Source organism: Streptomyces sp. NPDC057424, from assembly GCF_042803315.1.
Classification (GTDB): Bacteria; Actinomycetota; Actinomycetes; order Streptomycetales; family Streptomycetaceae; genus Streptomyces.
This window is the reverse complement of sequence record NZ_JBHVCP010000024.1, coordinates 1-24,213: the sequence shown is the minus strand read 5'-3', so window position 1 is coordinate 24,213 and position 24,213 is coordinate 1. Positions and strand designations below refer to the sequence as shown.

21 protein-coding genes and 1 pseudogene are annotated in these 24,213 nt (G+C 72.2%); 10 read left to right on the top strand and 12 right to left on the bottom strand.

What is annotated here, in order from left to right; translation table 11 throughout:
• Positions 1–19: 19 nt before the first annotated feature.
• On the top strand, positions 20–1,042 hold the full coding sequence (locus tag ACFU3E_RS20245) for a DUF3533 domain-containing protein (protein ID WP_384159743.1): 1,023 nt from the start codon (positions 20–22) through the stop codon (positions 1,040–1,042).
• A gap of 137 nt (positions 1,043–1,179) precedes the next feature.
• Here ACFU3E_RS20245 and ACFU3E_RS20240 read toward each other — a convergent pair whose 3' ends face one another.
• The 4 genes from ACFU3E_RS20240 to ACFU3E_RS20225 form a co-directional block, all read right to left on the bottom strand.
• Positions 1,180–2,262 carry a S1 family peptidase gene (locus ACFU3E_RS20240; protein WP_384159740.1) on the bottom strand — a complete coding sequence of 361 codons (1,083 nt, stop codon included), beginning with the start codon at positions 2,260–2,262 and terminating at the stop codon, positions 1,180–1,182.
• A gap of 366 nt (positions 2,263–2,628) precedes the next feature.
• The gene (locus ACFU3E_RS20235) at positions 2,629–3,534 is read right to left on the bottom strand and encodes a S1 family peptidase (protein ID WP_384159737.1); all 906 of its coding nucleotides are present in this window, start codon (positions 3,532–3,534) and stop codon (positions 2,629–2,631) included.
• Positions 3,535–3,765: 231 nt separating this feature from the next.
• Positions 3,766–3,888 carry a hypothetical protein gene (locus ACFU3E_RS20230; RefSeq protein ID WP_384159734.1) on the bottom strand — a complete coding sequence of 41 codons (123 nt, stop codon included), beginning with the start codon at positions 3,886–3,888 and terminating at the stop codon, positions 3,766–3,768.
• Between the two features lie 222 nt (positions 3,889–4,110).
• Positions 4,111–5,355, bottom strand: coding sequence for a DUF5685 family protein (locus ACFU3E_RS20225; protein WP_384159731.1), 1,245 nt, complete (start codon positions 5,353–5,355; stop codon positions 4,111–4,113).
• Between the two features lie 291 nt (positions 5,356–5,646).
• On the opposite strand from ACFU3E_RS20225, the gene ACFU3E_RS20220 reads away from it, so the two are divergent.
• Positions 5,647–6,084 (top strand): cell division protein SepF, encoded by a 438-nt coding sequence (locus tag ACFU3E_RS20220; RefSeq protein WP_384159728.1) that lies wholly within the window; start codon positions 5,647–5,649, stop codon positions 6,082–6,084.
• A gap of 49 nt (positions 6,085–6,133) precedes the next feature.
• Here ACFU3E_RS20220 and ACFU3E_RS20215 read toward each other — a convergent pair whose 3' ends face one another.
• From ACFU3E_RS20215 to ACFU3E_RS20205, 3 genes are all read right to left on the bottom strand, one after another.
• A complete protein-coding gene (locus ACFU3E_RS20215) occupies positions 6,134–7,324 on the bottom strand; it encodes an acyl-CoA dehydrogenase family protein (RefSeq protein ID WP_384159725.1) in 1,191 nt (396 codons plus the stop codon).
• A gap of 136 nt (positions 7,325–7,460) precedes the next feature.
• Positions 7,461–7,865, bottom strand: coding sequence for a DUF6336 family protein (locus tag ACFU3E_RS20210; RefSeq protein ID WP_384159722.1), 405 nt, complete (start codon positions 7,863–7,865; stop codon positions 7,461–7,463).
• Between the two features lie 155 nt (positions 7,866–8,020).
• Complete coding sequence (locus ACFU3E_RS20205) at positions 8,021–9,622, bottom strand: MFS transporter (RefSeq protein WP_384159719.1); 1,602 nt, start codon at positions 9,620–9,622, stop codon at positions 8,021–8,023.
• Between the two features lie 263 nt (positions 9,623–9,885).
• On the opposite strand from ACFU3E_RS20205, the gene ACFU3E_RS20200 reads away from it, so the two are divergent.
• Positions 9,886–11,049, top strand: coding sequence for a mannosyltransferase family protein (locus tag ACFU3E_RS20200; RefSeq protein ID WP_384159716.1), 1,164 nt, complete (start codon positions 9,886–9,888; stop codon positions 11,047–11,049).
• A gap of 227 nt (positions 11,050–11,276) precedes the next feature.
• The gene (locus ACFU3E_RS20195) at positions 11,277–12,272 is read left to right on the top strand and encodes a phosphatase PAP2 family protein (protein ID WP_384159713.1); all 996 of its coding nucleotides are present in this window, start codon (positions 11,277–11,279) and stop codon (positions 12,270–12,272) included.
• 75 nt (positions 12,273–12,347) lie between these two features.
• Here the strand turns inward: ACFU3E_RS20195 and ACFU3E_RS20190 are convergent, their stop codons facing one another.
• Positions 12,348–12,563, bottom strand: coding sequence for an I78 family peptidase inhibitor (locus ACFU3E_RS20190; protein ID WP_161367710.1), 216 nt, complete (start codon positions 12,561–12,563; stop codon positions 12,348–12,350).
• A gap of 430 nt (positions 12,564–12,993) precedes the next feature.
• Here ACFU3E_RS20190 and ctaD point away from each other — a divergent pair.
• Positions 12,994–14,679 (top strand): annotated as a pseudogene (gene ctaD / locus ACFU3E_RS20185) (cytochrome c oxidase subunit I); the annotation flags it as partial.
• Here the strand turns inward: ctaD and ACFU3E_RS20180 are convergent.
• The 3 genes from ACFU3E_RS20180 to ACFU3E_RS20170 are packed head-to-tail and all read right to left on the bottom strand — an operon-like array spanning position 14,564 to position 17,467.
• Positions 14,564–15,604, bottom strand: coding sequence for a helix-turn-helix transcriptional regulator (locus ACFU3E_RS20180; RefSeq protein ID WP_384159710.1), 1,041 nt, complete (start codon positions 15,602–15,604; stop codon positions 14,564–14,566). The pseudogene ctaD and the gene ACFU3E_RS20180 overlap by 116 nt on opposite strands.
• Before the next feature lie 38 nt (positions 15,605–15,642).
• Complete coding sequence (locus ACFU3E_RS20175) at positions 15,643–16,929, bottom strand: ABC transporter substrate-binding protein (protein WP_384159707.1); 1,287 nt, start codon at positions 16,927–16,929, stop codon at positions 15,643–15,645.
• Positions 16,904–17,467: a hypothetical protein gene (locus tag ACFU3E_RS20170; RefSeq protein WP_384159704.1), complete on the bottom strand. Its 564-nt coding sequence runs from the start codon at positions 17,465–17,467 to the stop codon at positions 16,904–16,906. The genes ACFU3E_RS20175 and ACFU3E_RS20170 overlap by 26 nt, the downstream gene beginning before the upstream one ends.
• Positions 17,468–17,612: 145 nt before the next feature.
• On the opposite strand from ACFU3E_RS20170, the gene ACFU3E_RS20165 reads away from it, so the two are divergent.
• The 3 genes from ACFU3E_RS20165 to ACFU3E_RS20155 are packed head-to-tail and all read left to right on the top strand — an operon-like array spanning position 17,613 to position 21,615.
• Positions 17,613–18,089, top strand: a complete 477-nt coding sequence (locus tag ACFU3E_RS20165; protein WP_384159701.1) for a hypothetical protein — start codon at positions 17,613–17,615, stop codon at positions 18,087–18,089.
• Complete coding sequence (locus ACFU3E_RS20160) at positions 18,089–20,977, top strand: ATP-binding cassette domain-containing protein (RefSeq protein ID WP_384159698.1); 2,889 nt, start codon at positions 18,089–18,091, stop codon at positions 20,975–20,977. The genes ACFU3E_RS20165 and ACFU3E_RS20160 overlap by 1 nt, the downstream gene beginning before the upstream one ends.
• Positions 20,974–21,615, top strand: a complete 642-nt coding sequence (locus ACFU3E_RS20155; protein ID WP_384159695.1) for an ATP-binding cassette domain-containing protein — start codon at positions 20,974–20,976, stop codon at positions 21,613–21,615. Before ACFU3E_RS20160 ends, ACFU3E_RS20155 begins: the two co-directional genes overlap by 4 nt.
• Positions 21,616–21,687: 72 nt before the next feature.
• On the opposite strand, the gene ACFU3E_RS20150 is transcribed toward ACFU3E_RS20155, so the two are convergent.
• Positions 21,688–22,320, bottom strand: a complete 633-nt coding sequence (locus tag ACFU3E_RS20150) for a transglycosylase family protein (RefSeq protein ID WP_384159692.1) — start codon at positions 22,318–22,320, stop codon at positions 21,688–21,690.
• A 543-nt stretch (positions 22,321–22,863) separates the two neighbouring features.
• On the opposite strand from ACFU3E_RS20150, the gene ACFU3E_RS20145 reads away from it, so the two are divergent.
• Positions 22,864–23,646: a hypothetical protein gene (locus tag ACFU3E_RS20145; protein WP_384159689.1), complete on the top strand. Its 783-nt coding sequence runs from the start codon at positions 22,864–22,866 to the stop codon at positions 23,644–23,646.
• An 85-nt stretch (positions 23,647–23,731) separates the two neighbouring features.
• Complete coding sequence (locus tag ACFU3E_RS20140; RefSeq protein ID WP_384159687.1) at positions 23,732–24,121, top strand: hypothetical protein; 390 nt, start codon at positions 23,732–23,734, stop codon at positions 24,119–24,121.
• The last annotated feature ends 92 nt before the right edge of the window (positions 24,122–24,213 follow it).

Sequence of the window (24,213 nt, the reverse complement as noted above, 5' to 3'; positions counted from 1 at the left end):
GTCCCCCGACCGTGGAGGCATGCCGCACAGCCCGTTCCTCGCCGAGGTGAGAGACGCCGTCACCCCGCGGGCCACCCTGCTCATCGTCGGCGTGATCGCGCTCCAGCTGCTGTTCATCGCCTCGTACGTGGGAGCACTGCACGACCCCGAGCCCAAGGACGTGCCCTTCGGCGTGGTCGCCCCACAGGCCGCGGCCGACCAGGCGGTCACCCGGCTGGAACGTCTTCCCGGCTCCCCCCTCGACCCCCGCGCCCTGCCCGACGAGGCCACGGCCCGGACCAAGATCACCCACCGCGACATCGACGCGGCCCTGATCATCGACCCCCGGGGCAGCACCGACACCCTCCTGGTCGCCTCCGGGGGCGGCAGGGTCCTCTCCACCACACTGACGAACCTCGTCACGACCCTGGAGAAGTCCGAGCGGCGCACCATCCGGACGATCGACGTGGTCCCGTCCGCGCCCCACGACCCCAACGGACTCTCGTCCTTCTACCTGGTGATCGGCTGGTGCGTGGGCGGCTACCTGGGCGCCGCCGCCCTGGCCATCAGCGCCGGGGCGAAACCCTCCAACCCCACCCGCGCCGCGATCCGCCTGGCGGTCATGGCCCTGGTCGCCCTCACCGGCGGTCTCGGCGGAGCCCTCATCACCGGCCCGATCCTGGACGCCCTGCCGGGCAGCACGGCGGCTCTCTGGGGCCTGGGTACCCTGATCATCTTCGCCGTGGGCGCGGCCACCCTCGCCCTCCAGGGCGTCTTCGGCACGATCGGCATCGGCCTGGTCATCCTGCTGGTGGTCATCCTCGGCAACCCCAGCGCCGGCGGCGCCCTGCCCCCACCCCTCCTCCCGCCCTTCTGGAAGGCGATCGGCCCGGCCCTGCCCCCGGGCGCCGGCACCTGGTCGACGCGCTCCATCGCCTACTTCGACAACAACGCGATGACCGGCCCCCTCCTGGTCCTGGCGGCATGGGCAGTGGCAGGAACCGCGATCACCATGGCGGCAGCCGCGCTCCGCAGACGCGCGAACACGACACAGACGCCGTGATCACAGCCGCCCCGTACCCGCGCACGGCGAGCAGGGGCCGTGACCCGGCGTCGGGCGCAGGCACCGGCCCCACCACCGGAGGCAGACGCGAAAGTCCCGCCCCTCGCACAAGGGGCGGGACTTCACACACTCACATGTCAGCCGATCTGCGTCCCGGTCGCCGACAGCGCCTCGGTCACCGGCTGGAAGAACGTCTCCCCGCCGGAGGTGCAGTCGCCGCTGCCACCGGACGTGAGCCCGACCGCCTTGTCACCCGAGAACAGCGACCCGCCGCTGTCACCCGGCTCCGCGCACACGTCGGTCTGGATCAGCCCGTTCACGATGTCGCCGCTGCCGTAGTTCACGGTGGCGTCCAGCCCCGTGACCTTGCCCTCGTGCACCTGCGTGGTCGACCCGCTCCGGGTGACCGCCATGCCGACGGTCGCGTCCGCGGCGCCCGAGATCTTCTGGGTGGAGCCGTTGTAGAGGTTCACCTCACTCGGGTGGGCAACCTCTGCGGTGTACTTGACCAGACCGTAGTCGTCGCCCGGGAAGCTGGAGTCCGCGTTGGTGCCGAGCTCCTTGCCGCTGGAGTCCGACCACGTGGAGATGCCCTCGGTGCAGTGACCGGCGGTCAGGAAGAACGGCTCGCCGCCCTTGACCACGTTGAAGCCCAGCGAGCAGCGCCCGCTGCCACCGGTGATCGCGTCGCCACCGGCGATGAAGGGCTTGTACTCCCCCTTCGACCGCTTGAGTTCGGCCTTCGCCCCGAGCCCGTCCACGACCTTCGTCAGCGTCGACCACTCGGCCTTGGACACCGTGCGGTCGGCGGTCACGACGACCTTGTTCGTCGTCGGGTCGGTCACCCAGGCGGTGCCCGGGATCGTCGCGTCCCGCTTCAGCGTGCTGCGGGCGCTCTTGAGCTCGGCGAGGGAGTTCGCCACGACTCTCGCCTTGGCGCCGGCCTTCTCGACGGCCTGCGCGGCGGCCTCGTCGAGCACGTTCACCACGAGGCTCTTGGTCTTGGTGTCGTAGTACGTCCCGGCCGCGTCGCCGCCCAGGTCCTCGGCCAGCGTCGAGGCGAGCTTTCCGGCCGCCGAGACCGACAGGGTCCGGGGGGCGGACGCCGCAGGGGTCTCACTGGCGTTCGCGGTCTGGAACGTCACTCCCGCGGCTACCAGCGCGGCGATGCCCGCACCTGCCACGGCTGCACGCCGCTTGGGTATGCGTCGGTGCTTCAACTTCTGTCCTCCTGTGGGGGGTCGGCACGAGAGGTTGTGGGGACCTCACGAGCCGGAAGGCTTCGTTGACGAGCGCCACTATTCCGAGGACAACAGGGAGCACACAAGGGTGAGTTCGAGACGCGCGTAGACAGCGCTTCACACGCCCCCTCATTTTGACCGTCCACGATCAAATCGGACCCAACTCCCCCGCGTTCACACTGCAAACATTACGCGCGAGTAATATGCGGGTACTCTGCGGGGTCCACGCGTGGCTGAATCTCGCCCGTCCGACAGCCGGCCCGGAGGGGCGTCCGCGCACAGCGCGAAGCCCCCGCACGCGGTGCGTGCGGGGGCCGTGAAGTGCCGCGAACTGCCGCCGGGGGCCTAGTAGACGCTGACGCCGTAGGCGCTCAGGGCCTCCGTGACGGGCTGGAAGAACGTCGTGCCGCCGGAGGAGCAGTTGCCGCTGCCGCCGGATGTCAGGCCGTAGGCGACACCGTTGCTGCCGTACAGCGAACCGCCGGAGTCACCGGGCTCGGCACAGACGGTGGTCTGGATCAGGCCGGAGACGATGTCACCGCCGCCGTAGTTGACGGTGGCGTTGAGGGCGGTGACACGGCCGCTGTGCGTACCGGTCGTGGAGCCGTCGCGGATGACGGTGGTGCCCACGCTCGGGGTGGCCGCGCGCGTGATGTCCACGCCGTTGGCGGTGCCGGGCCGGCTGACGGACCCCGAGTACCGGACGATGCCGTAGTCGTTGCCCGGGAAGCTGGAGCCGGCGGTCGAGCCGATGACCGTGGAGCGGCCGGAGTTGGAGTACCAGGTACCCGCGCCGTCGGTGCAGTGACCGGCGGTCAGGAAGTACTGGGTGCCGTTGCTGGCGCGGACGTTGAAGCCGAGGGAGCAGCGCCAGCTACTCGCATAGATGGCGTCGCCGCCCTGGATGAGCTTGTTGAACGTGCCAGGGACGCGCTTGATCGTGAGCGCGTCGGCGTTGCCGCCGGCCTGCTGCTTGATCTTCGCTATCTCGGCCTGCGTGACCGTGCTGTCCACGGTCAGAAGCACGCGGTTGGTCTTGCTGTCGACGGCCCAGGCGGTGCCCGGGATGTCGGCCTTCAGCAACGAGCCGCTTGCGCTCTTGAGCTCGGCGCTGCTGAAGGTGGTGGGGGTCTCGGAGGCGTTCGCGCTGGGGATCGCGATCGCTGCGGCGGCAACGAGGCCGGTGGAAACGGCGATCAGCCGGGTCCGTCTCGAAATGCCACTGCGGGGGGTGGTGCGCTTGATCCTCACTTTTCGTTCCTCCACAAAGGAAGTAGGGGGCCCTCGTGGGGTTTCGGGCCCGTGAGGCGCAGCCTGGGACCGGCTGTCCGAATTCCGAACACGCCGTGCCCCTGACAAGCGCTGAGGGGGAGTATTCGGCCGAACGGCCGGTCGGCGCAAGAGTGCCTTTCGGACTTCAACTTTTGAGAGTTCGTCACGAAGCCGCCCCGTGGCCGGCTTACGGGCCCCCGGCCCCGCACGTCACTTCAGGGTGCGCTCCCCCGCCGCGGGCTCGGCGTCCAGCGTGCTCCCCGGCGGTGGGAAGGGGCTGACGAAGTGGTCGGCGAACACGGCCCACAGCGAGCCGCCGTCCTGAGATGTCACTTGAGGACTCGGCTCCCGGCCGGCACGGCCGGCCGCGCTCGCCGTGCGCCACCCGGGCCGCCCCGTCGGCCCACGAGGACCCGGGGATGTCCGGAAGTCGACCGTCCGGATCGTCCTCGAGCCCGTGGGTACCCCAGGCCGTTCAGGCGCCGGGGGAGGGTGCCGCTGCCAGTCCCCGGACCGATCCGTCGCCGTTCGGGCGGCCCTGTCACACGGGGCGGGTCAGCCGTCGCAGGGGCAGCAGCAGTCGCACCCGTCGCAGTCGCAGTCCCGGCACGCGCCCTCGCGCTTCTTACGGGACCACGGCCCCTCGTACTCCTTGGCGCAGCACAGCTTGCAGGTGCAGCACAGCAGCCAGAACATCCCGCAGCCGGCCCAGAACCCACGCCGGCGGGGCGGCTGCGGCACCGGCGCGCCCCCGCCGAAACCGCCCCCGCCGAAACCGCCGCCACCGAACCCGTCTCCGCCGTACACCCCTCCCCCACCGGCGTACGGATCTCCGCTGCCGCCCACATACGGGTGCTGCGGGGAGCCGTAGGGCCCCGGCGACTGCTGTCCATGGCGTCCCCGCTGTCCGTGGGGCCCGCCGCCCTGATGGGATGCGCACACCGGCACCGTCGCGAACGCCCGGTCCACCGAGCGCCGCAGTTCGTGCACAAGCAGCAGGTGCACGAGCTGCGCGTCGGCGAACTCGGCGTCCCGCAACGCCAGCCGCACGCCGTGCACCGCGTCGTCGGCGAGCCGCCGGGCCTCCACCAGGGAGGTGCCGGTCGCGGCGATCGGGTTCCAGGCGCCTGACGCGGCGTCAGCGTGCTGGTCCTCCACGGCGTCGAGCAGGTGCGCGAGGCGCCCGAAGAGCCGTCCGGCCTCGGCGAGCGGGGCGGCGTTGTCCGGCCGGCCGGCGAGGACAGCCGTGTGCGCGAAGGCCGCGGCGGTCGCGGTCTCGGTCGGCTCGGTGATCATCAGGAGCGGCGTCCCGGGTCCGGCCATCGCCTCGATCCCGGCCTGCCGGTCCACGGCGTCGACGAGGAGGGCGGTGTCGAATCCCACAGCGGTGCCGGTCCGGGCGCCGGCCGTGTCCCAGCTCGCGGCGACCCGGCGCGCGGCACGCGCCACCGGGCTGCGGGCCAACAGCCCGTCACCGTCGGTGACGTGGTCGCGCACCTTCGCCGAGGCCAGCACCAGGGACACGGCCGCCGCCAGCCGGGCTCCCTCGCCGTGCGCGACGGACGCGGTGCGCATACCGCGCAGCGGGCACGGTCCGGCCGTTCGCCGCCCGGCACCGTCACTCCCCGTCTGAGCCTCTGTCAAAATCGATATGAGCAGTCCGTCATAGTTCGTCACTATCCGCGCGAACTGCCCGTGGTCGCCGCGCAGCGCGAGGCAGAGCCCGCACAAATGCGCCGTCCACTGACGTGTGAGCCTCTCCCCGAGCCGGTGCCTGCAAGGCCTGACGATTCCGAACACAACGCTCCCCCCGAGGTTCGTGACGACGCCGAGCTGCGGCATCGTATCGGCCCGCGCATTCACCCGTACGCCCCGGCCGTCACCCGTACGCCGAGAAGAATCATATTTCACTCACAGTCAGCAGCCGTTTGGGAAACGCCCCTTGGGACACACGGACTCTCGACGGATTCGCTGTGCACCAGTACCGTCACAAACCCCCCGTGCGGCGTCTATCCACTTGGCGCGCCATCCGCATCATGGACGACCATAGGGATGCGGAAAGCAGAAAGACCGCTGTGAGAGGAGGCGTCCATGGGATCGGTACGCAAGGCAAGTGCCTGGCTTGGCCTCGTCGACGACAACGAAGACGAGCGTTACTACGACGACGACTACTCCGACGGAAACGAGCCCGGGGAGGCCTGGGTCACCGATCCGCGCGTCAAGGTGGCCTCGGATGTCGCCGAGGAGAAGGGCCGCCGCATCGGCACGGTGACCCCGGACAGCTTCCGGGACGCGCGCGCCATCGGCGAGCTGTTCCGCGAGGGCGTGCCGGTCATCATGAACCTCACGGCCATGGAGGCCTCCGACGCCAAGCGCGTGGTCGACTTCGCGGCCGGGCTGATCTTCGGCCTGCGCGGTTCGATCGAGAGAGTGTCGACCCGCGTGTTCCTGCTGACCCCCGCCAACACGGAGATCGTCAACGGCGACCCGGCCGCGCACCGCACGGACGGCTTCTTCAACCAGAGCTGAGGCAGGGCCGCTCACCGGCCCTGCCCCCGCGCGGGGTTACCGGACCGGCCTACCGGAAGGCATCGAGTCCGGTGAGCGCCTTGCCCAGCACGAGCTGGTGCATCTCGACGGTGCCCTCATAGGTGAGCACCGACTCGAGGTTGGTCGCGTGCCGCATCACGGGATATTCGAGCGAGATCCCGTTGGCGCCGAGAACGGTCCGGGCCGTGCGGCAGATCTCGATCGCCTCCCGGACGTTGTTGAGCTTGCCGAAGCTGACCTGCTCGGGACGCAGGCGGCCGGCGTCCATACGCCGCCCCAGATGATGGGCGAGCAGAATCCCCTTGTGCAGTTCGACCGCCATGTCGGCGAGTTTGGCCTGGGTGAGCTGGAAGCCGCCGATGGGCCGCCCGAACTGCTCCCGCGACTTCGCGTACTCGACGGCGGCCTCGAAACTGCTGCGGGCCGCGCCCATGGCGCCCCAGACGATTCCGTACCGGGCGTGGGACAGACAGCTGAGAGGTCCGCGCAGGCCGGTGACCTCCGGGAGGACGGCGTCGGCGGGCAGCCTGACGTCGTCGAGCACGAGCTCGCTGGTGACCGAGGCCCTGAGGGACCACTTGTGCTTGATCTCCGGCGCGGAGAACCCAGGGCTGCCGGTGGGCACGGCGAACCCGCGGATCCCGTCGTCGGTCTGCGCCCAGACGACGGCGACGCCGGCGACCGACCCGTTGGTGATCCACATCTTGCGGCCGTTGAGGATCCAGTCGGAGCCGTCGCGCTTGGCGTACGTCCGCATGGAAGCCGGGTCGGAGCCGTGGTCGGGCTCGGTGAGCCCGAAGCAGCCGATCACCTCGCCGGAGGCCATACGCGGCAGCCAGTGCCGCTTCTGCTCCTCGCTGCCGAAGCGGTGGATCGCGTACATGGCGAGAGAGCCCTGGACGGAGACGAGGGAGCGGATGCCGGAGTCGGCGGCCTCCAGTTCCAGGCAGGCGAGCCCGTACTGCACGGCGGACGCGCCGGCGCAGCCGTACCCGTCCAGGGACATCCCGAGGGCGCCGAGGCCGCCGAGCTCCTTGGCCAGCTCCCGGATGCCCGGCAGCTCCCCCTTCTCGTACCACTCGGCGACATGGGGCAGCACCCGGTCCGCGGCCCAGGCTCGCACGGTGTCCCGGATCCCGAGGTCCTCAGGCTCCAGCAGGTCGTCCAGGCCGAGGGGATCGGCGGGATCGAAGGGAGGCAGCTTGGACGAACCGGACATGATCGACACCCTCCGAAACTCTTTAACTAGCATCGCTAGCCAGACGCTACGGCTTCGACCCACCCCGCACCACCCGTACAGAGGCAGTGTTCTCGTCCTGCACCGTTCATGCCGGCTGGCCGGTCGAGGGCAAGTTCTAGCCGTGCAGCCAGCTGCCGTAAGGTGCATCGGCCACGAGTTGGCACAGCCCGAGAGCGGCGGCTCCGAGGACGAGCAGAAACAGCCCGGAGCGCAGGAACGCCGGACCCACGAGGGTCACTGAGGCGGCCTGTCCCGTGATGGTGCGCCAGTCCCGCACTCGTCGGACGTCCCCCGCACTGGCCCACCAGAAGCCGGCGCCGACCACCAGCAGGATCGCACCGAAGAGGCCGGCAAGAACACCGACGACGGCCAGGAACTCTTGTCGGTCGCTGTGGCCGGTGATGCTCAGAGCCGCCACCACGAGCGGCACCACACCCAGCAGGCCGAAGGTCACGCCCCGCCGCGCAACGTCCGCCGGCCGCAGCCGCGGCAGCATCACGCCGTCTTGATCCAAAGCCATGGCCGGCACCCTAACCCGGTCGGCCCGAGCAGCCGCAACGTCCCCTGGCCGCCACCACGCCGGACTCCACGAGCCCTGGCCCTGCGACCTCCTGATCCGAGACCCTCACACCCCTCCTCCGGCAGCTACGGGCCGCGCGTGGGGGCGAAAGGGTGTCACACCGAGACGCGGGACTCCGCCGCGTCCCTGGGGGCGGGCAACTCCACCGGCCCCGGCTCGCACTGCATGACCCGCGGCAACCGCAACGCCATGACCGCCCCGAGCAGCAACAACCCCGCACTCACCAGCAACGTCACATGCAGCCCGTGCACAAACGCATCCCGGGCGGCATGCCGCAGAGCGGCACCGGCGGACCCGCCCAGCTGCGCGGCGACCTCGTACGCCTCCCCCAGCGAATGCTCCGCCGAGGAGGACGCCGACGCCGGAACCCCGGGCACGCCCGACAGCCCGGGCGCGTACGCCGCGTTCATCACCGTGCCGAGCAGCGCGATCCCGATCCCCGCCCCGAGCTGGTACGACGTCTCCCCGATCGCCGCCGCCCCACCGGCCTGCTCCTGCGGCGCCTCGCTCAGCATCGACTCGTACGCCCCGAAAAGCGTCGTCTCCAGCCCGAAGCCGAGCAGCACGAAACCGCTCAGCATCAGCGCACAGTCGTCCGTCCGGCCCAGCGCCGTGAGCAGCACCACCGCGACCGCCGTGAGGCAGAACCCGGCGCACACCATCCGCCGCGGCCCGAACCGCCGCAGCATCCGCGCCCCGGCCAGCCCGGCCGCCATCGCCGCGAACGTCAGCGGCAGCAGCCGCAGACCGGTCTCCAACGGCGACAGCCCGAGCACCAGCTGCAGGTACTGCGCCGCGATCAGCTCCAGACCCACCAGCGCGAGCATCGCCAGCACGATGCACCCGACGGACGTGCTGAACGCCGGCCGCGCGAACATCCTGAGGTCGACCAGCGGATACGTCCGCCGCCGCTGCCGTCGTACGAAGCCGGCCAGCAGCGCGGCGCCCACCACCAGCGGCAGCACGGTGAGCAGGCTGCCCACCGACTCCCCGCCGCCGAGCCGCTTCACGCCCAGCACGACACCGAACAGCCCGGCCGCCGCCATCAGCGCACCGACCACGTCCCAGGGGCCCTTGCCGTCACCCTTCGACTCGGGCAGCAGCAGCCGACCCACCGGGAGGCTGACCAGCATCAACGGAATGTTGACGAGGAACACCGAGCCCCACCAGAAGTGCTCCAGCAGGAAGCCGCCCAGCAGCGGGCCGACCGCCGCGCCCACCGCGGCCACGGCGCTCCAGACACCGATGGCGAGCGCCCGCTCCCGCCGGTCCGGGAAGACCTGCCGCAGGATCGACAGGGTCGCGGGCATGATCATGGCGCCGCCCACGCCGAGCAGCGCCCGCGCCAGGATCAGTACCTGCGCGCTGTCGGCCAGGGCCGCGAGACCGGAGGCGACGCCGAACAGCGTGTACCCGAGAAGCAGGACTCTCCGGCGGCCGATGCGGTCGCCCAGCGTGCCGAACAGGATCAGCAGTGAGGCGCAGACCAGTGGGTAGACGTCGACGATCCAGAGCAGCTCTATCCCGCCGGGCCTCAGGTCCTCGGTGACGGCGGGGACCGCCACGTGCAGCACGGTGGCGTCGACGGCGACCAGCAGCAGGCTGACGCAGAGGACGACGAGAACCACCCAGCGGTTGGCACCGGCCCCGGCCGCCCGACGGCGCAGCACAGCGGCGGCCGTGGTCGTCCCGGACATGTACGTACCTCCCAGATGTTCCCTCGCGATCGGCGGGCTCACGGGGTGGGGGACGCCCCCGCGACTCGGCCGGAGAGGAGCGGAGGTCTCCGGCCCGCGCAAACGACAAGCGAGTGACACGTCAGCGTACGCGAGTCCCCGCCGGAGACCAGTGGCGGGCCTCTCACACCTGCGGCGGAAGGATGTGGTGTACGCCACTTCCCCCTGGGTTGTCCACGCTCCGGCCGGCCATGCGGTTCCGGTCCGGGTCGATAATCGGGCGCGTGACTGATCTTGAGACGCGCGCGGCCCCGCCCCGCGCCGGGGCGCTGCGCCGGGCCGCCCCGGCGCTCGCCGGGTACGCGGTCGTCCGCGCGCTCGGCCTGCTCGCCCTGTTCCTGTGGAGCGCGGCGCGGGACAAGAGCGCGTACACGCTGCTGACCGCCCGCTGGGACGCGCTCTGGTACGTCAGGGTGGCCGAGCTCGGCTACGGCTACGAGGTGCGGCTGTCGAACGGGGACGTGCACTCGAACCTGGCGTTCTTCCCGCTGCTGCCCTGGCTGGAGCGGCTGGTGGCGGCGGGGTCGCCGCTGTCGTACGCGGACGGCGGGTTCCTCGTCAGTCTGTTCGCCTCGTTCGCCGCGGCCTGGGGGATCTTCGCGGTGGCGGACCATGTGTACGACCGCCGGGCCGGGGTGTGCGCGGTGCTGCTGTGGGCCGTCCTGCCGGTCGGCATCGTGCAGTCGATGGCGTACAGCGAGTCACTGTTCACGGCGCTCGCGGCGTGGTCGCTGTACGCGGTGCTGACCGGCCGGTGGGTGACGGCGGGCGCGCTGGCCCTGTTCGCGGGCCTGACCCGTCCGGTGGGGCTGGCCGTGGTGGCGGCGGTGTGGGTCGCGGCGGTGGCCTCCTTCGTACGGGAGCCGGATACCCCGATCGCCCCGGGGCCCCGGGCCCGGCGCGTCCTCGGCATGCTCCTGGCCCCTCTCGGCACCGCCGGCTACGTGCTCTGGGTCGGGCACCGCACCGGCAAGGGCCCGCTGGGCTATCTGGACGTCCAGGCCGGATGGCGCAACGGCTTCGACGGCGGCTACGCCTTCGCCCGGTTCATCGCCGAAAAGTTCACGTCGTTCCCGTCGGCTCCGGTCGGTGTGGGGCTGATCCTCGGGGTCGCGTCAGTCGTCTGGCTGTACGTGGCCGGAGCACGTCAGCGCCAGCCGCTGCCGCTGCTGGTCTACACCGGGGTCGTGACCGCGCTCGCCCTGTGCGCGTCGAGCTACTTCGGCTCGAAGCCGCGTCTGCTGCTGCCCGCCTTCCCGCTGCTGCTGCCCCTCGCCCTGGCCCTGACCAGGGCGCGTATCCGCAGGTCAGCGGCGGTTCTCGGATCCCTGGCGGTGGCCTCTGCGGTGTACGGGGCGTTCTGGCTGAACGGCTCCGGTCCGCCCTGACCCGCTGTGAGCGCCGGGGGAATTCCGCGCCATGCCCCGGTGAACGAATTCAAAAGCGCAATAAAACCCTCTACCGGAATGATCAAAGGAATTGAAGGCCGCAGCGGCCGAAGAATGCAGATTCACTGGAAATAAACCTCCTCCTGAGAGGAATCCCACATCACATCGTCATCACAAAGCCGTTGATTCGCCCGGGATCTGAGCTCACTCGCTGTAACGTCGATTGGGTGCGTACCGAACCGAAGCTCACCCGTCTGGACCGGGTGTTCGCCCGGCTGGACCGTGAGCCGGAACGACCGGCCCACATCGATGTGCCGAAGATGAGCAGGCACCGCATTGTGCTCTTCGCGGCGACCCTGGCCTTCTACGGCGCGATCGTGTGGGCCGTGGTGATCACGTCCTGGCTGGTCCGGCTCGACTGGCAGGTCATGTTCTTCCGCCCGTACCAGCAGTGGTCGGAGATCCACTGGTTCGTCGACTACTACGTGGTCCTCGGCCAGCGCGGCCCGACCGCCGTGATGGTCGCGGCCTGGCTGGGCTGGCGCTCCTGGCGGCAGCACACCCTGCGGCCGATGCTCGCGCTCGGCGTCTCGCTGCTGCTGCTGAACATCACGGTCGGCGCCGCCAAGTACGGCATGGGCCGCCTGGGGCCACACTACGCGACCTCGATCGGCTCGAACGAGATGTGGCTCGGCGGCGATATATTTCCGAGCGGTCACACCGCCAATGCCGTGGTGACCTGGGGAATCCTGGCCTACCTGGCCTCCTCGGCGAGAGCGCAGCGCTGGCTGTCCGCCGTGTCCGCGGTGACCTCGCTCGGCGTCGGGCTGGCCACGGTCTACCTCGGTACGCACTGGCTGAGCGATGTACTGCTCGGCTGGGCCGCGGGACTGCTGATCCTGCTCGGCCTGCCGTGGTTCGAGCCGCTCATCGCTCGTGCCGAGGCCACGATCTTCGACGTGCGCGACCGGTTGCGGGTCCGCCGGCCCCACACCCCGGCCGTCCCGGCCGGCGCGCCGCCCGCCGTGGTCACGCCACTGCCCGCCGACCGGGACGACGTCGCGGCCTGCCCGTCCCGGGCACCGGTCTATCTGGCGCCGGGCCCCCACACCTCCCGCTCGGAGCGCTCGCCGATCACCCCGGCCGGCAGCCGCCGCCCGCCGCACCCGGAACGCCACCCACGGGGCTCGACCCCGTCGGCACGGCCCCTGACGGGCGGCTGACCACGGGCCGGTGCGCACCCCGCCCGGCATCGCGAAGGCCCCGGCCCGGAGCGGGACCGGGGCCTTCGCGGGGTCTCAGCCCTTCCAGGCCCGCGCCACCCGGCCGCCCTTGACCTCGAAGTTCAGCCGGCCCACGCGGTACTCCATCGTGATGATCGCCCCCGGCGGCAGCGAGCGCACCGTCGGCCAGCCGCGCTCACGCGCGAGGCGTTCGGCCCGGCCGGCCTCCAGGCCGACATAGGTGTCCGGGCTGTCGTCGGGTTCCGCGGAAGGTGTCGGAGTCGGTGCCATGCCGCCACGCTATGTGCTGCCCGCCGACCGCGGAAGTCCGGACCCGCGGCCCCGGTCACGGTCCGCCTCCGGTCACGCTTCTGTCACAAGCTCACGACAGGCGTTTCGGGAGCTGTCCGTCACACGGATGAGCGGTTCCGTACGCCTTCCGCAGGTATTCGATCGCAATTCCCGCGTGTCACCTGAGCTCATGGAAAGGCCCGGCGGAAAGTGCCGGGACAAGTGCCTGCGGGACTCCATTCCTTTCCGGTGCCGCACCGCTCCGGCGGAGTCGGCGCGGTACAGGAAATGCATGGCTTCGGCGCAGAGCGGCCGGTATGCCCCCTGTCGGAGCGCGCGGTGGCGCGAGCACCATGGCGTGAGCTCGCGGGTACGTGAGGCGCGGGCTGCGGCGGGCCCGGCACGCGATGAGCGAAGGGGCGAGCGAGCGATGGGGACGCAGACCGTACAGACGGTGGCGCCGTCCGAGCCGCGGACGCGGCACGGACGGGCGGTGGTCGGCTGGCTGACGACGACGGACCACAAGCAGATCGGCCATCTCTACCTCATCACGTCGTTCCTGTTCTTCCTGGCCGCCGGCGTGATGGCGCTGCTGATGCGCGCCGAACTGGCCCGCCCCGGTCTGCAGATCATCGACAACGAGCAGTTCAACCAGGCGTTCACGCTGCACGGCACGATCATGCTGCTGCTGTTCGCGACGCCGACCTTCGCGGGCTTCGCCAACGAGCTGATGCCGTTGCAGATCGGGGCGCCCGACGTCGCCTTCCCGCGGCTGAACATGTTCTCGTACTGGCTGTTCCTCTTCGGCGGGCTGATCGTGCTCGGCTCGCTGCTGGTGCCCTCGGGGCCGGCCGACTTCGGCTGGTTCGCCTACGCCCCGCTCAACAGCGCGGAGCGCTCGCCGGGTATCGGAGCCGATCTGTGGATCATGGGGCTCGCGCTGGCGGGCTTCGGCACGATCCTCGGCGCGGTCAACTTCATCACCACGATCATCGGGATGCGCGCCCCGGGCATGACCATGTTCCGGATGCCGATCTTCGTGTGGAACACGCTGTTCACGTCGATCCTGATCCTGATGGCGTTCCCGGTGCTCGCGGCGGCGCTGCTGGTGCTGGAGGCGGACCGGCGGTTCGGCTCGCAGGTCTTCGACGCGGCCAACGGCGGCGCGATCCTGTGGCAGCACCTGTTCTGGTTCTTCGGCCACCCCGAGGTGTACATCATCGCGCTGCCGTTCTTCGGCATCATCACGGAGATCATCCCGGTCTTCAGCCGCAAGCCGCTGTTCGGCTACCTGACGCTGGTCGGCGCGACGATGGCGATCACCGGCCTGTCGATGGTCGTGTGGGCGCACCACATGTTCGCCACGGGCGCGGTGCTGCTGCCGTTCTTCTCGTTCATGAGCTTCCTGATCGCGGTGCCGACGGGCGTGAAGTTCTTCAACTGGGCCGGCACCATGCTCAAGGGCTCGCTGTCCTTCGAGACGCCGATGCTGTGGGCGGCGGGCTTCCTGGTGACGTTCCTGTTCGGTGGGCTGACCGGGGTGATCCTGGCGTCGCCGCCGCTGGACTTCCACGTGACGGACTCGTACTTCGTGGTCGCGCACTTCCACTACGTGGTCTTCGGCACCGTCGTCTTCGCGATCTTCGCGGGCTTCTTCTTCTGGTGGCCGAAGTTCACCGGGAAGATGCTGGACGAACGGCTCGGCAAGATCCAGTTCTGGACGCTGTTCGTCGGCTTTCACACCACGTTCCTGGTCCAGCACTGGCTGGGTGCCGAGGGGATGCCCCGCCGGTACGCGGACTACCTCGCCGCTGACGGGTTCACCGCGCTCAACACCGTGTCGACGATCGGCGCGTTCCTGCTCGGCATGTCGACGCTGCCGTTCCTCTACAACGTGTGGAAGACCGCCAAGTACGGCGAGAAGGTCGAGGTCGACGATCCCTGGGGCTACGGCCGTTCCCTGGAGTGGGCGACCTCGTGCCCGCCGCCGAGGCACAACTTCACGACGCTGCCCCGGATCCGCTCCGAGTCGCCGGCGTTCGACCTGCACCATCCTCAGTACGCGGCGGTGACTGCGCAGTCCGAGCCAGAGCGCCATCAAGCCGGTCCCGAGTCCTCCTGATCGCCTCGGTCAGCCCGTCGGGCTCCAGCACCTCGAACTCGAAGCCCAGCATCACCACGTGGATGACCATCACGTCGAGGCTGCCGGCGCCGCAGCGCAGCAGGCAGCTGTCCGGGCTCTCGGCCTCCAGCACCCCGGCGGAGGGCGAGATGCGTTCGGCCGCCTCCTCCAGGGGCACCAGGAGCCGGACGACGGCATGGGTGGCGTACGCGCGTGTGGACACGCCCTGGGAGACGTAGGCGGCGAGGTCTTCGGAAGGGGGCTTGCGCGGGGTGAAGCGCGGGCCGTGCGGCGGCCTGGGGGTGACCCGGTCCACGCGGAACGTGCGCCAGTCCTCCCGGTCGAGGTCCCAGGCGACCAGGTACCAGCGGCGCTCGGTGCACACCAGGCGGTGCGGTTCGACGGTGCGGCGGGTGGGGGTGCCGTCGTGGCCGCGGTATTCGAAGCGCAGCAGTTCGGCGTCCCGGCACAGGTGGGCGAGTTCGGTGAGGACGGCGGGGTCGACCGAGGAGGGCAGCGTGCTGCGCAGCATCGGCACGGTGACGGCGTTCAGGGCGCTCACGCGGCGGCGCAGCCGGTTCGGCAGCACCTGCTCCAGCTTGGCGAGGGCCCGGACCGAGGTCTCGCCGATGCCGTCGATGCCCTGGCCGGCGGCCGTGCGCAGTCCGACCGCCACGGCGACGGCCTCGTCGTCGTCCAGGAGCAGCGGCGGCAGTTCGGCGCCGGCGCCCAGCTGGTAGCCGCCGCCGGTGCCGGGGCTGGCGTTGACGGGATAGCCGAGTTCGCGCAGCCGGTCGACGTCCCGGCGCAGGGTGCGGGCGCTGACGCCGAGCCGGCCGGCCAGGTCGGCGCCGGACCATTCGCGGTGGGCCTGGAGCAGGGACAGCAGACGCAGCAGGCGGGCCGAGGTCTCCAACATGGGGCGAGTCTGCCAGGCCTTGCGGACAGCCACTGTCCTCAAGGCGCGTACGCCAGTTGCGGGACGGTGAAGCAGGTGCGGTTCATGTCCCCCTGGCCGACCCAGCCCTTCCCGTCCTGCCAGCGGGCCACCGACAGGCAGTTCGTGCTGCTCTTCGGCGGCTCACGCAGGCGTTCGAACCGGACGGGGAGCAGCAGCCCCCCGGCCGTGTAGCCCTGGCTGCGGTCCATGAAGGCGTCGATGCACGCGCGCGTGATGGCCGTCTTCGCGCAGGAGCGGGCGGCGTCGGTGAACCAGCGCGCGGCCGCCCACCCCTCCAGCTGCCACTGGGAGTGCGCCTTCAGGTCCTTGGTCGCCTCGCGGAAGTCCCGTACCGCCGGGTGGCCGGTGTCGTCGAAGTTGCGGCTGGCGCCGGTCGCCCACAGGGCGTTGCGGCAGCGCGGGGCGTCCTTGTAGGCCTCGGCGACGGTGGAGGACCAGTTCTGCACGTTGGTCACCTTCGCGGTGACGTCGGCGCCGGCCTCGTCCATGGCCTGGCAGAGCCGGGCGTTGCCGTGCCCGTCGATGGCGTCGAAGACCAGGTCCGCGCCCTGCTGCTTGAGGTCGGCGGCGACGGCCCGGAAGTTGGGCAGGGCGAAGTCGACCTGTTCGGTGACGACCTTGTAGCCCTCGGCGCGCAGGCCGCGCTCGATGAGCCGGGCGTAGGCGGCCGAGGCGGACTGGTTGTAGGAGACGACGGCGGCGGTGCGGGCGCCGTGCTCGCGTTTGAAGTAGCGGTAGACCTCGGTACCGCCGTACAGCATGCCGTCCCAGCCGGGGGTGCCGTCGCGGGGCGCGAGGCTGCCGTAGATGCCGTAGAGGTGGGGGTAGGTGTCGTAGGCGGTGCCGATGGGCTGGCCGCCGATGTCGGGCACGCGTGCGCGGGAGACGCGGGAGGCGCCCGCGTAGTCGAGGGCGGTGGTGGCGACCAGGGCGACGACCTCGTCCTCCTCGACGAGCTTGTGCACGCACTCGTTGTTGCCGACGCCGCTGCCGCCGTCGTCGCAGCTGCGCACCTCGACCCGGCGCCCGTCGATGCCCCCGCGTGCGTTGAGCCGGTCGAAGAAGGCCCGGGCGCCGTCGCGCGGGCCGGTGAAGGCGCTGCCGCCGACCGGGCTGGTGGCGCTGGTGATGATGCCGACCCGCAGGGGCGCGGCGTCGCGGGGTGCGGAGGTGCGGTCGCCGTGCTCGAAGTCGCTCTCCGGGAGCCGGCTTCCGCAGGCCGCGCTCAGGACGAGCAGCAGCACCGCGGCTACGGCCTCAGCAGCCCGGGACGGGCGACGCATTGCCGCTCAGTTGCACCAGCGCGCACAGCGTCTTGGCGGACACCTTCCAGGTGCCGTCCTGCTCGACGGCGCTTCCGGAGGCGTCGGGCAGGGCGGTGGCGCCCTTCAGGGTGAGCGTGTAGGTCACGTCCGCCCCGGTGGCCGAGGTGAACTCGACCTTGGTGACCTTCGCCTGCACCTGTCCGCCGCGCTCGTCCCCGCTGAAGGCCTCCAGGACCGGGCCCATCCGGTCGCCGTTCTCCAGGACGGCCTGCTTGTCCTCGGCCGAGGTCTTCGGGTCGAAGAACTTCTGCCAGTTCTGCCTGATCTCCGCCTCCGCGGCGGACCGGTCGGCCGGTGCGGTGGCCGGCGCGCTCGTGGTGCGCTCCGCGGTCGGAGTGGGAGGGGTGGACTCGCTGCCGCCGCCGCTGTCGTCGCTGCAGGCCGCCAGGGCCGGGGCGAGGGCCAGGACCAGGGCGGCCGCGATCGCCGTGCCCCGTCCCGCGGCTCGTGAATCCCCCGTCGCGTTCCCCCGCCTGAGGTCGCTGCCGAGAACCATCTGGCTCACCACCGGGTGTCGGTCCGGGCCATGTGCGCCCGGTGCTTTCAGGGTCAGCTTCCACAGGGCATAGTGCAAGCGATCGGCGGACTTGAACAGGCAGCCGGACGCGCGCACAGCCGAATCCGACGTGTGGGAGGCAGCGATGCGGACCAGCCGACTGCGGACCGTGCATCCCGTCCTGTGGGCCGGCTGGGCGGCCCTGGCCGCCGGCGCGGTGCTGTGCGTCGTCGGCTGGTACGGAGTCTCCGGCGAGCGCTACGCCGAACGGCAGCTGCCCTACCTCGCCTCCTGCAGCATTCCCGGCGCCGCGCTGATCGTCGCCGGGGCGGTGCTGCTGGCCCTGGGCCGGGGTTCGGTCGCCGCCGCGCGCGTGGAGGAGCTGTACGGCCTGCTGGTGGCGGCGGAGCCGGCCGAGGCCGAGGAGACCGGCCGGGCCGCGCTCGCGCCGCTCGCGGTCAGCGGCGACCTGCTGATGGTGCCGGGCGGCACGCTGTGGCACCGCGCGGACTGCCCGCTGGTCGCGGGGAAGGCGGAGGCGGTCCCGGTCGACGCCAGGCTGGTGGCGAGCGGTGAGCTGGACCCCTGCCCCATCTGCGAGCCGGCCGAAGAAGCCGGCTGATGTCCTCGCTGACGTACGACCTCACCCTCGCCGGGCTCTCGGTCGGCAGCGCGGCGGCGCTGACCGGGATCGGCCTGATCGTGACGTACCGCGCCACGGGAGTGCTGAACTTCGCGCACGGGGCGATCGCGATGGTGTGCGCGTACGTGCTGCGGCAATGCGTGGTCGAGTGGGGCTGGCCGCTGTGGCTCGGGGCGACGGTGACGCTGCTGGTGCTGGCTCCGGGACTGGGGGTCGTTCTGGAGCGGTTCGTCTTCCGGCCCCTGGCGGTGCTGGGCGGCGACCCGGCGCAGACGCTGGTCGCGTCCATCGGGGTGTTCGTGCTGCTGGTGGGCGGGGCGGCGCTGTTGTGGGGGCAGGGGGCGCGGGACGACGCGCCGGTGCTGGTACCGGACGAGCCCTGGGGGCAGCTCTCGGTGGTGCTGGTACTGGCCGCCGGGGTCGGCGCGGTGGTGCGCTGGACGCGGTTCGGGCGGGAGCTGCGGGCCGTGGTCGACGACCGGCGCCTCGCCGTGCTGGGCGGAATCGACGCGGACCGGGTCGCGGCCACGGGCTGGGCGTTCGGATCGTTCACGGCGGGTCTGACGGGTGTGCTGCTGGCGCCGTACGTGCGCCTCGACCCGTACGGTCTGTCACTGCTCGTGGTGGAGGTCGTGGCGGTCGCGGTGGCCGCGCGGATGCGGAGCCTGCCGGTGGCGGTGGCGGTGGCGCTGGGCATCGGGGTGGCGCAGAGCCAGCTGACGCGGCTGCACCCGTCGGGCTGGGCCGAGCCGCTGCTCCAGGCGGCGGGCACGAACCTGTTCGTCGTCGCGCTGCTCGTCGCGGCACTGGTCCTGCCCGGCGTCGGGGAGGGCGACGCGCTGCCGCGCACGGCCACCGCGCGCGTGCCGACCCCGCCGGGCGCCTGGATCGTGGTGCTCGTGCTGTTCCTGCTGCCGCTGGGCCTCGCCGGCCGGGACCTGCACACCGCGGTCCAGGTGCCCGCGCTGGCCGTGATCCTGCTGTCCCTGGTGGTGGTCACCGGACGCGGCGGCCAGATCTCGCTGGGGCAGGCGGCGTACGCGGGCCTGGGCGCCCTGTTCACGGCGCTGCTGGCGGCGGGCCGCCTCCCCGGTCTGCCCCGTCTGCCGGAACTGGCGGCCCTCGCGGTGGCCGTGGTCCTGGTGGCGCCCCTCGGGCTGCTGACGGGCTGGCCGGCGATCGGCCGCCGGGGCCTGGCGCTGGCACTGGCGACGTTCGCGGTCGGCGTGGGGGTGAGCCGCTTCGTCTTCGCCCAGCCGTACGCCACCGCGGGTCTGTCGCTGGGCCGCCCTGCGGGCTTCGACGGGGACCGGGCCTACTACGTCCTGGAGCTGCTCCTGCTGGCGGTCGCGCTGCTGGCGGCGCACGCGCTGCGCCGGGGGCGGACGGGCCGGGCCCTCGCCGCCCTGCGGGATCACGAGCGGGGCGCGCAGGCGGCGGGCGTGCCGGTGCCGTCCCTGAAGCTGCTGGCCTTCGTGGCGGGCGCCGCGCTGGCCGCGCTGGGCGGCGGCATGCTCGGCATGGGCCTGCGCGCCTTCGACGCCGCCGCCTACGATCCCGTACGCGGCCTGCTCTGGTTCGCGGCCGTGGTGGTGCTGGGCGCCGACAGCACGCTCGGCGCTCTCGCCGCCGCGGCCCTCCTGGTCGGGCTGGACGCGGGCACCCGCGGCGGCGTCGCGGCGGCCCTCATCGGCGTACTGGCGGTCCTGGTGGGCCGCTTCCCCGGCGGCCCGTACGAGGCCCTGCGCACAGCGGCGGAGCGCCTGCGGCCGCGCCGCACCCCGGCCCTGACGGTGGTGGGCGCGCGGGCCCGCACGAGGTTGCGTCCGGCGGAGCCGCAGACGGCGCGGAGGGTGCCGGTGCCGGCCGGGGCGACGCGCGTGACACGCAGAGGGCCGGGCACGGGAGCGGCCGGTCGGCGCGAGCCCCCGAGCGGCGAGAGCCGTACGCGACGCGGCCCGTGGGGCCGGGCCGCCTCCCGCCTGCGGATCGACGGCGGCCTCCCGTCGGCCGCACGGCCCGAGGGGACACCTCCCGAACCCACTACGGCCGCCCGGCCCGAGGTGCCCCCCGAAGCGGCCCACAAGCCCCTCTCGGGCCCCCGGCCGCGCGCGGCGGCGTCCGTCGGGTTCGCCCCACCGCCCCCGGGCCCGACCGCCGCGGCCCCCGCCGCTCCCCTCCTCACCGCCCGCCACCTCCACGCCCGTTACGGCGGCTTCACCGCCCTCGACGGTGCGGACCTGGACCTCTCCCCCGGCCGGATCACCGCGGTCGTCGGGCCCAACGGGGCCGGGAAGAGCACCCTTTTCCACTGTCTGGCCGGGACACTGCGGCCCGCGCGCGGGACCGTGCGGCTCGGCGGGCGGGACATCACCACGCTGCCCGCCCACGCCCGCGCCCGGCTCGGGGTCGCCCGGACCTTCCAGCAACTGGCCGTCTTCCCCTCGCTGACCGTGGCCGAGAACGTCCGGGTGGGCGCCGAACAGGGCCGGGTGACCGACCCGGCCGCGGTGGAGCGCGCCCTCAGGCTGCTCGGGCTCGACGGACCCGTGCGTGCCCTGCCCGCCGCCGGCCTGCCCACCGGGACGCTGCGCAGGGTCGAACTGGCCCGGGTCCTCGCGGGCGGCCCTCGCGTCCTCCTCCTCGACGAGCCCGCCGCCGGTCTCGACACCGCCGAGGTGACCGCCCTGGCCCGGGTCCTGAAGGCGCTGGCCGCCGACGGCACGGCCCTCCTCGTCGTCGAGCACGATCTGGACCTGGTGGCCGGTCTCGCCGATGTCGTGCAGGTGATGACCGCGGGCCGGATCGTCGCCTCCGGCCCGCCCGGGAGCGTGCTCGACGCCCTGGAGCCGGGGGCCGGCCCGTGACGACCGTCTCCCTGCGCCACGCACACGTGCGCTACGGCCCCCTGGAGGCCCTGCACGGCATCACCCTCGCCGCCCCGGGCCCGGGCCTCACCGTGCTGCTGGGCCGCAACGGCTCCGGTCGCACCACCGCCCTGCGGGCCCTGGCCGGCACCGTGCCCCTGTCGGGCGGCGCGGTGGTGTGGGACGGCGCCGATGTGACCCGCGTACCCGCCTACGAACGCGCCCGGCGCGGGATGTGCCTGGTGCCCGAGCGGCAGGCCGTGTTCGGCTCGCTCACCGTGCGCGAGAACCTGGAACTCGCCGCGCGCGACCACGCCGTGGCCCTCGACGCCTACCCGCAGCTGCGGCCCCTCCTGGAGCGGCGGGCCGGCACCCTCTCCGGCGGGGAGCAGCGCATGCTCGCCCTGTCCCGGGCCCTGCTCGCACACGCGCGCGTGGTGCTCGCCGACGAGCCCGCCCAGGGCATGTCGCGGGCGGTCGCGGCCCGGACGTACGAGCTGCTGGGCGCGCTCGACGCGTGCGTGGTGGTCGCCGAGCAGCGGCTGCCGCCCGCCCTGCGGCGCAGGCCCGTGCTCGTCTACGAACTGCGCCGCGGGGCCGTCGTGTTCGCCGGAGAGGCGGGCGAGCTCTCCGGCTGACCCCCGACGCCGGGTCCCCGTCCGGCCGGTCGGCCGGACGGGGGCCGTGTCCCGGCGAGGGGGAGCAGCGGCTCAGAACTCGAGGCGCAGGCCGGGCACGATCACGTCGGGATCCGCACCGATGGCGGCCTTGTTGGCGGCGTAGAGGCGCTGCCAGGTGGTCCCGTATCGGGCGGCGACGCCGCTCAGCGTGTCGCCCGGGCTGACGGTGTAGTCACCGCGGGAGGCGTCTCGGTCGGCGTGTTCCGTGGAACGCACAGGCGCCTTCGACGGCTTCGCCGGGGCCGGCTCGGTGGAGGTGACCGAGCCGGCGGCGGGTGCGCCGCCGCTCGCCCCGGCGCGTGCCGAGCAGGTCGGCCAGGCGCCCCAGCCCTGGGCGCGCTGGACCTTGGTGGCGACGGCGATCTGCTGGGACCTGGTCGCCCGGTCGGCGGTGGGCGCGTAGGCCGTGCCGCCGTAGGCGTTCCAGGTGGAGGCGGCGAACTGGAGTCCGCCGTAGTAGCCGTTGCCGGTGTTGATGTGCCAGTTGCCGCCGCTCTCGCACTGGGCGATGCGGTCCCACACTCCGCTGTCGGCCGCCGCGGCGTTTCCGGTCGCGGCCAGCAGTCCGAGGGGCGCGAGCAGTGCCGCCCCGGCGAGGACCGCCGTCGTACGAACCTGGTTCTTCCGGGCGTTGGGGCGAGTGGTATCGGCACATTCGGACATGTAGGTCCCTCTCGAAACACCCGGGATCCCCCAAGGCGGAACGCCACTCCCGCGCCATGGGGCGCGAGGCCGCGCTCGCCCCGTCCACCGGAGTGGTGCCGCGCCCGGTTCCTGGGAACCCGGCGGCCGGCGGACGTACCCGAGCGGTGCTCGTTGCACACGGCGGAGGAATCTAAGGAGGCCGACGGGCCGGCATCAACCAGTTGCCCGTCCGGGCAGGCCAGTTCGCCGATACCCCGGGTAACGGCAATTTCCGGACACCCACTTCATTCGCGGATTTCCGGATTTGTCGACCTACCCCGTCAGCGATCTGTGACCCACTTCACCCCTTCAACGCCCTTTATTCATCGGCGAGTTGACGGTGAGTGCGCGATTCCGCGCTGAGCGTGACCCTGTGCGCTGGATGGTTCGATTCCGTTCGCCCTGGGGCGTGACTCCCGCCACAGATCACCCGTTGTCATCTTCATGAGCCGGGACCTACCCGGACCACGGGCCGGGAGCCACCCGGCTTTGCCACGCACCGCATCCCCGAGGGAGTCACCCGTGCCGCGCATGCTCGACGTCAGCGACGAGGTACGCGCCGAGATCGGCGACGAAGAAGCCGACCGCCTGCTCGCCGGAGAGACCGCCCCGGGCAGTTACGACTGCACGTCCTGCCGCACTCCGGGCGACTCCGAGCAGGAACGCACCAGCACCGTCCTGTTCATCGGTGACGAGACCGCCGTCCTCGCCTTCGCCCACGCCGGCTGTCTGCCCTCGCAGGTCGTGCAGGTCACCGAGGAGCAGCTGCGGGGTGCCGTGAAGTCCATCACCGGCGACACCGTCGACCTGGAGCCCGACAAGGTGGTGCCCGAGCAGGCCGTGCTCGGCGTCACCAGCGGGCTCGTCCTGATCGGCGGGGAGCTGCACCCGGCCCTGGTGGTGGAGCCGACCGGCCCCATCGCCCGGCCCGGCACGACCGGCGGCGGCGACGACTTCCTGCCGCTCCTCATCGAGCAGGGCTTCATGCCGCTGACGGAGCTGTCCGCCGTACCGCCGGTGCTGCACGGCTGGTCGGTGCTGCTCGCCGTGGGCCAGCTGCACGCGGTGCTCCAGCCGGGCAGCAACGGCGGCCAGCCGGTGGCCTGGTGGCAGGCGCACCAGCCGCTCCAGGTGACCGAGAGCTGGCGCGCGGCCGCCAACAAGCACCAGCAGGTGCTGATGTTCGCCGCACCCGTCGGCTCGATCGGCCGCCAGCCGCGCGAGGACCTGCTGCGCGACGCGCTGGACAAGGCGGCGGCGAACGGAAAGCTGGTCGCCTCGGCGCTGCCGCTGGCCGGCACCTGAGCCGCGCGTCACCCGCGCGCGCCGTACACCTGCGAAAGCCGTACCCGGGCCGCATCCCTTGACCCGCGGGGTCGTTTGGACATACGTGCACGCATACGACGTTCCCCGCCGCCAGTCCTTCTCGCCGATCCCGTCCGCGCGATCGGCTCAGGACGCCCAGGGCGGCCCATCGGCCACGCCGATCTACGACGCGCTCTACGCCGAGTACGTCAGGTCCTTCCGCGCACTGCCCGGCGACCGCAGCGGCGAGGAGAAGCTGGGCTTCACCGCCTTCGGGAACACCCCGCACGGTTCCGCCTCGTACGGAGGGGCGTACGGCAGCTCGTACAGTGCCTACAGCGCGGGCGCCCAGAGCGCCCGCCATGCCGCCGGGCAGCAGCCCCAGTGGCAGCGTGTCGGGACCATCGGCTCGCACAGCACGGGGATGCACTACGTCCCGGCCGCGCTGCCGCCGGGACGGCGAGGCGGCGTCTGAGCGAGCACCGGACACCGGAAAGGGCGGCCCCGTTCGGCGGGCAGCACCACCGGTCTTTCGCGAGCGGCCCCCAGGGGGCGGGACAGCTCCTA

Coding starts and splice junctions, on each gene's coding strand:
- ACFU3E_RS20245 (WP_384159743.1), top strand. CDS start 20: ATGCCGCACAGCCCGTTCCTCGCCGAGGTGAGAGACGCCGTCACCCCG.
- ACFU3E_RS20220 (WP_384159728.1), top strand. CDS start 5,647: ATGGGATCGGTACGCAAGGCAAGTGCCTGGCTTGGCCTCGTCGACGAC.
- ACFU3E_RS20215 (WP_384159725.1), bottom strand. CDS start 7,324: ATGTCCGGTTCGTCCAAGCTGCCTCCCTTCGATCCCGCCGATCCCCTC.
- ACFU3E_RS20210 (WP_384159722.1), bottom strand. CDS start 7,865: ATGGCTTTGGATCAAGACGGCGTGATGCTGCCGCGGCTGCGGCCGGCG.
- ACFU3E_RS20205 (WP_384159719.1), bottom strand. CDS start 9,622: ATGTCCGGGACGACCACGGCCGCCGCTGTGCTGCGCCGTCGGGCGGCC.
- ACFU3E_RS20190 (WP_161367710.1), bottom strand. CDS start 12,563: ATGGCACCGACTCCGACACCTTCCGCGGAACCCGACGACAGCCCGGAC.
- ACFU3E_RS20180 (WP_384159710.1), bottom strand. CDS start 15,604: ATGTTGGAGACCTCGGCCCGCCTGCTGCGTCTGCTGTCCCTGCTCCAG.
- ACFU3E_RS20175 (WP_384159707.1), bottom strand. CDS start 16,929: ATGCGTCGCCCGTCCCGGGCTGCTGAGGCCGTAGCCGCGGTGCTGCTG.
- ACFU3E_RS20170 (WP_384159704.1), bottom strand. CDS start 17,467: ATGGTTCTCGGCAGCGACCTCAGGCGGGGGAACGCGACGGGGGATTCA.
- ACFU3E_RS20165 (WP_384159701.1), top strand. CDS start 17,613: ATGCGGACCAGCCGACTGCGGACCGTGCATCCCGTCCTGTGGGCCGGC.
- ACFU3E_RS20160 (WP_384159698.1), top strand. CDS start 18,089: ATGTCCTCGCTGACGTACGACCTCACCCTCGCCGGGCTCTCGGTCGGC.
- ACFU3E_RS20150 (WP_384159692.1), bottom strand. CDS start 22,320: ATGTCCGAATGTGCCGATACCACTCGCCCCAACGCCCGGAAGAACCAG.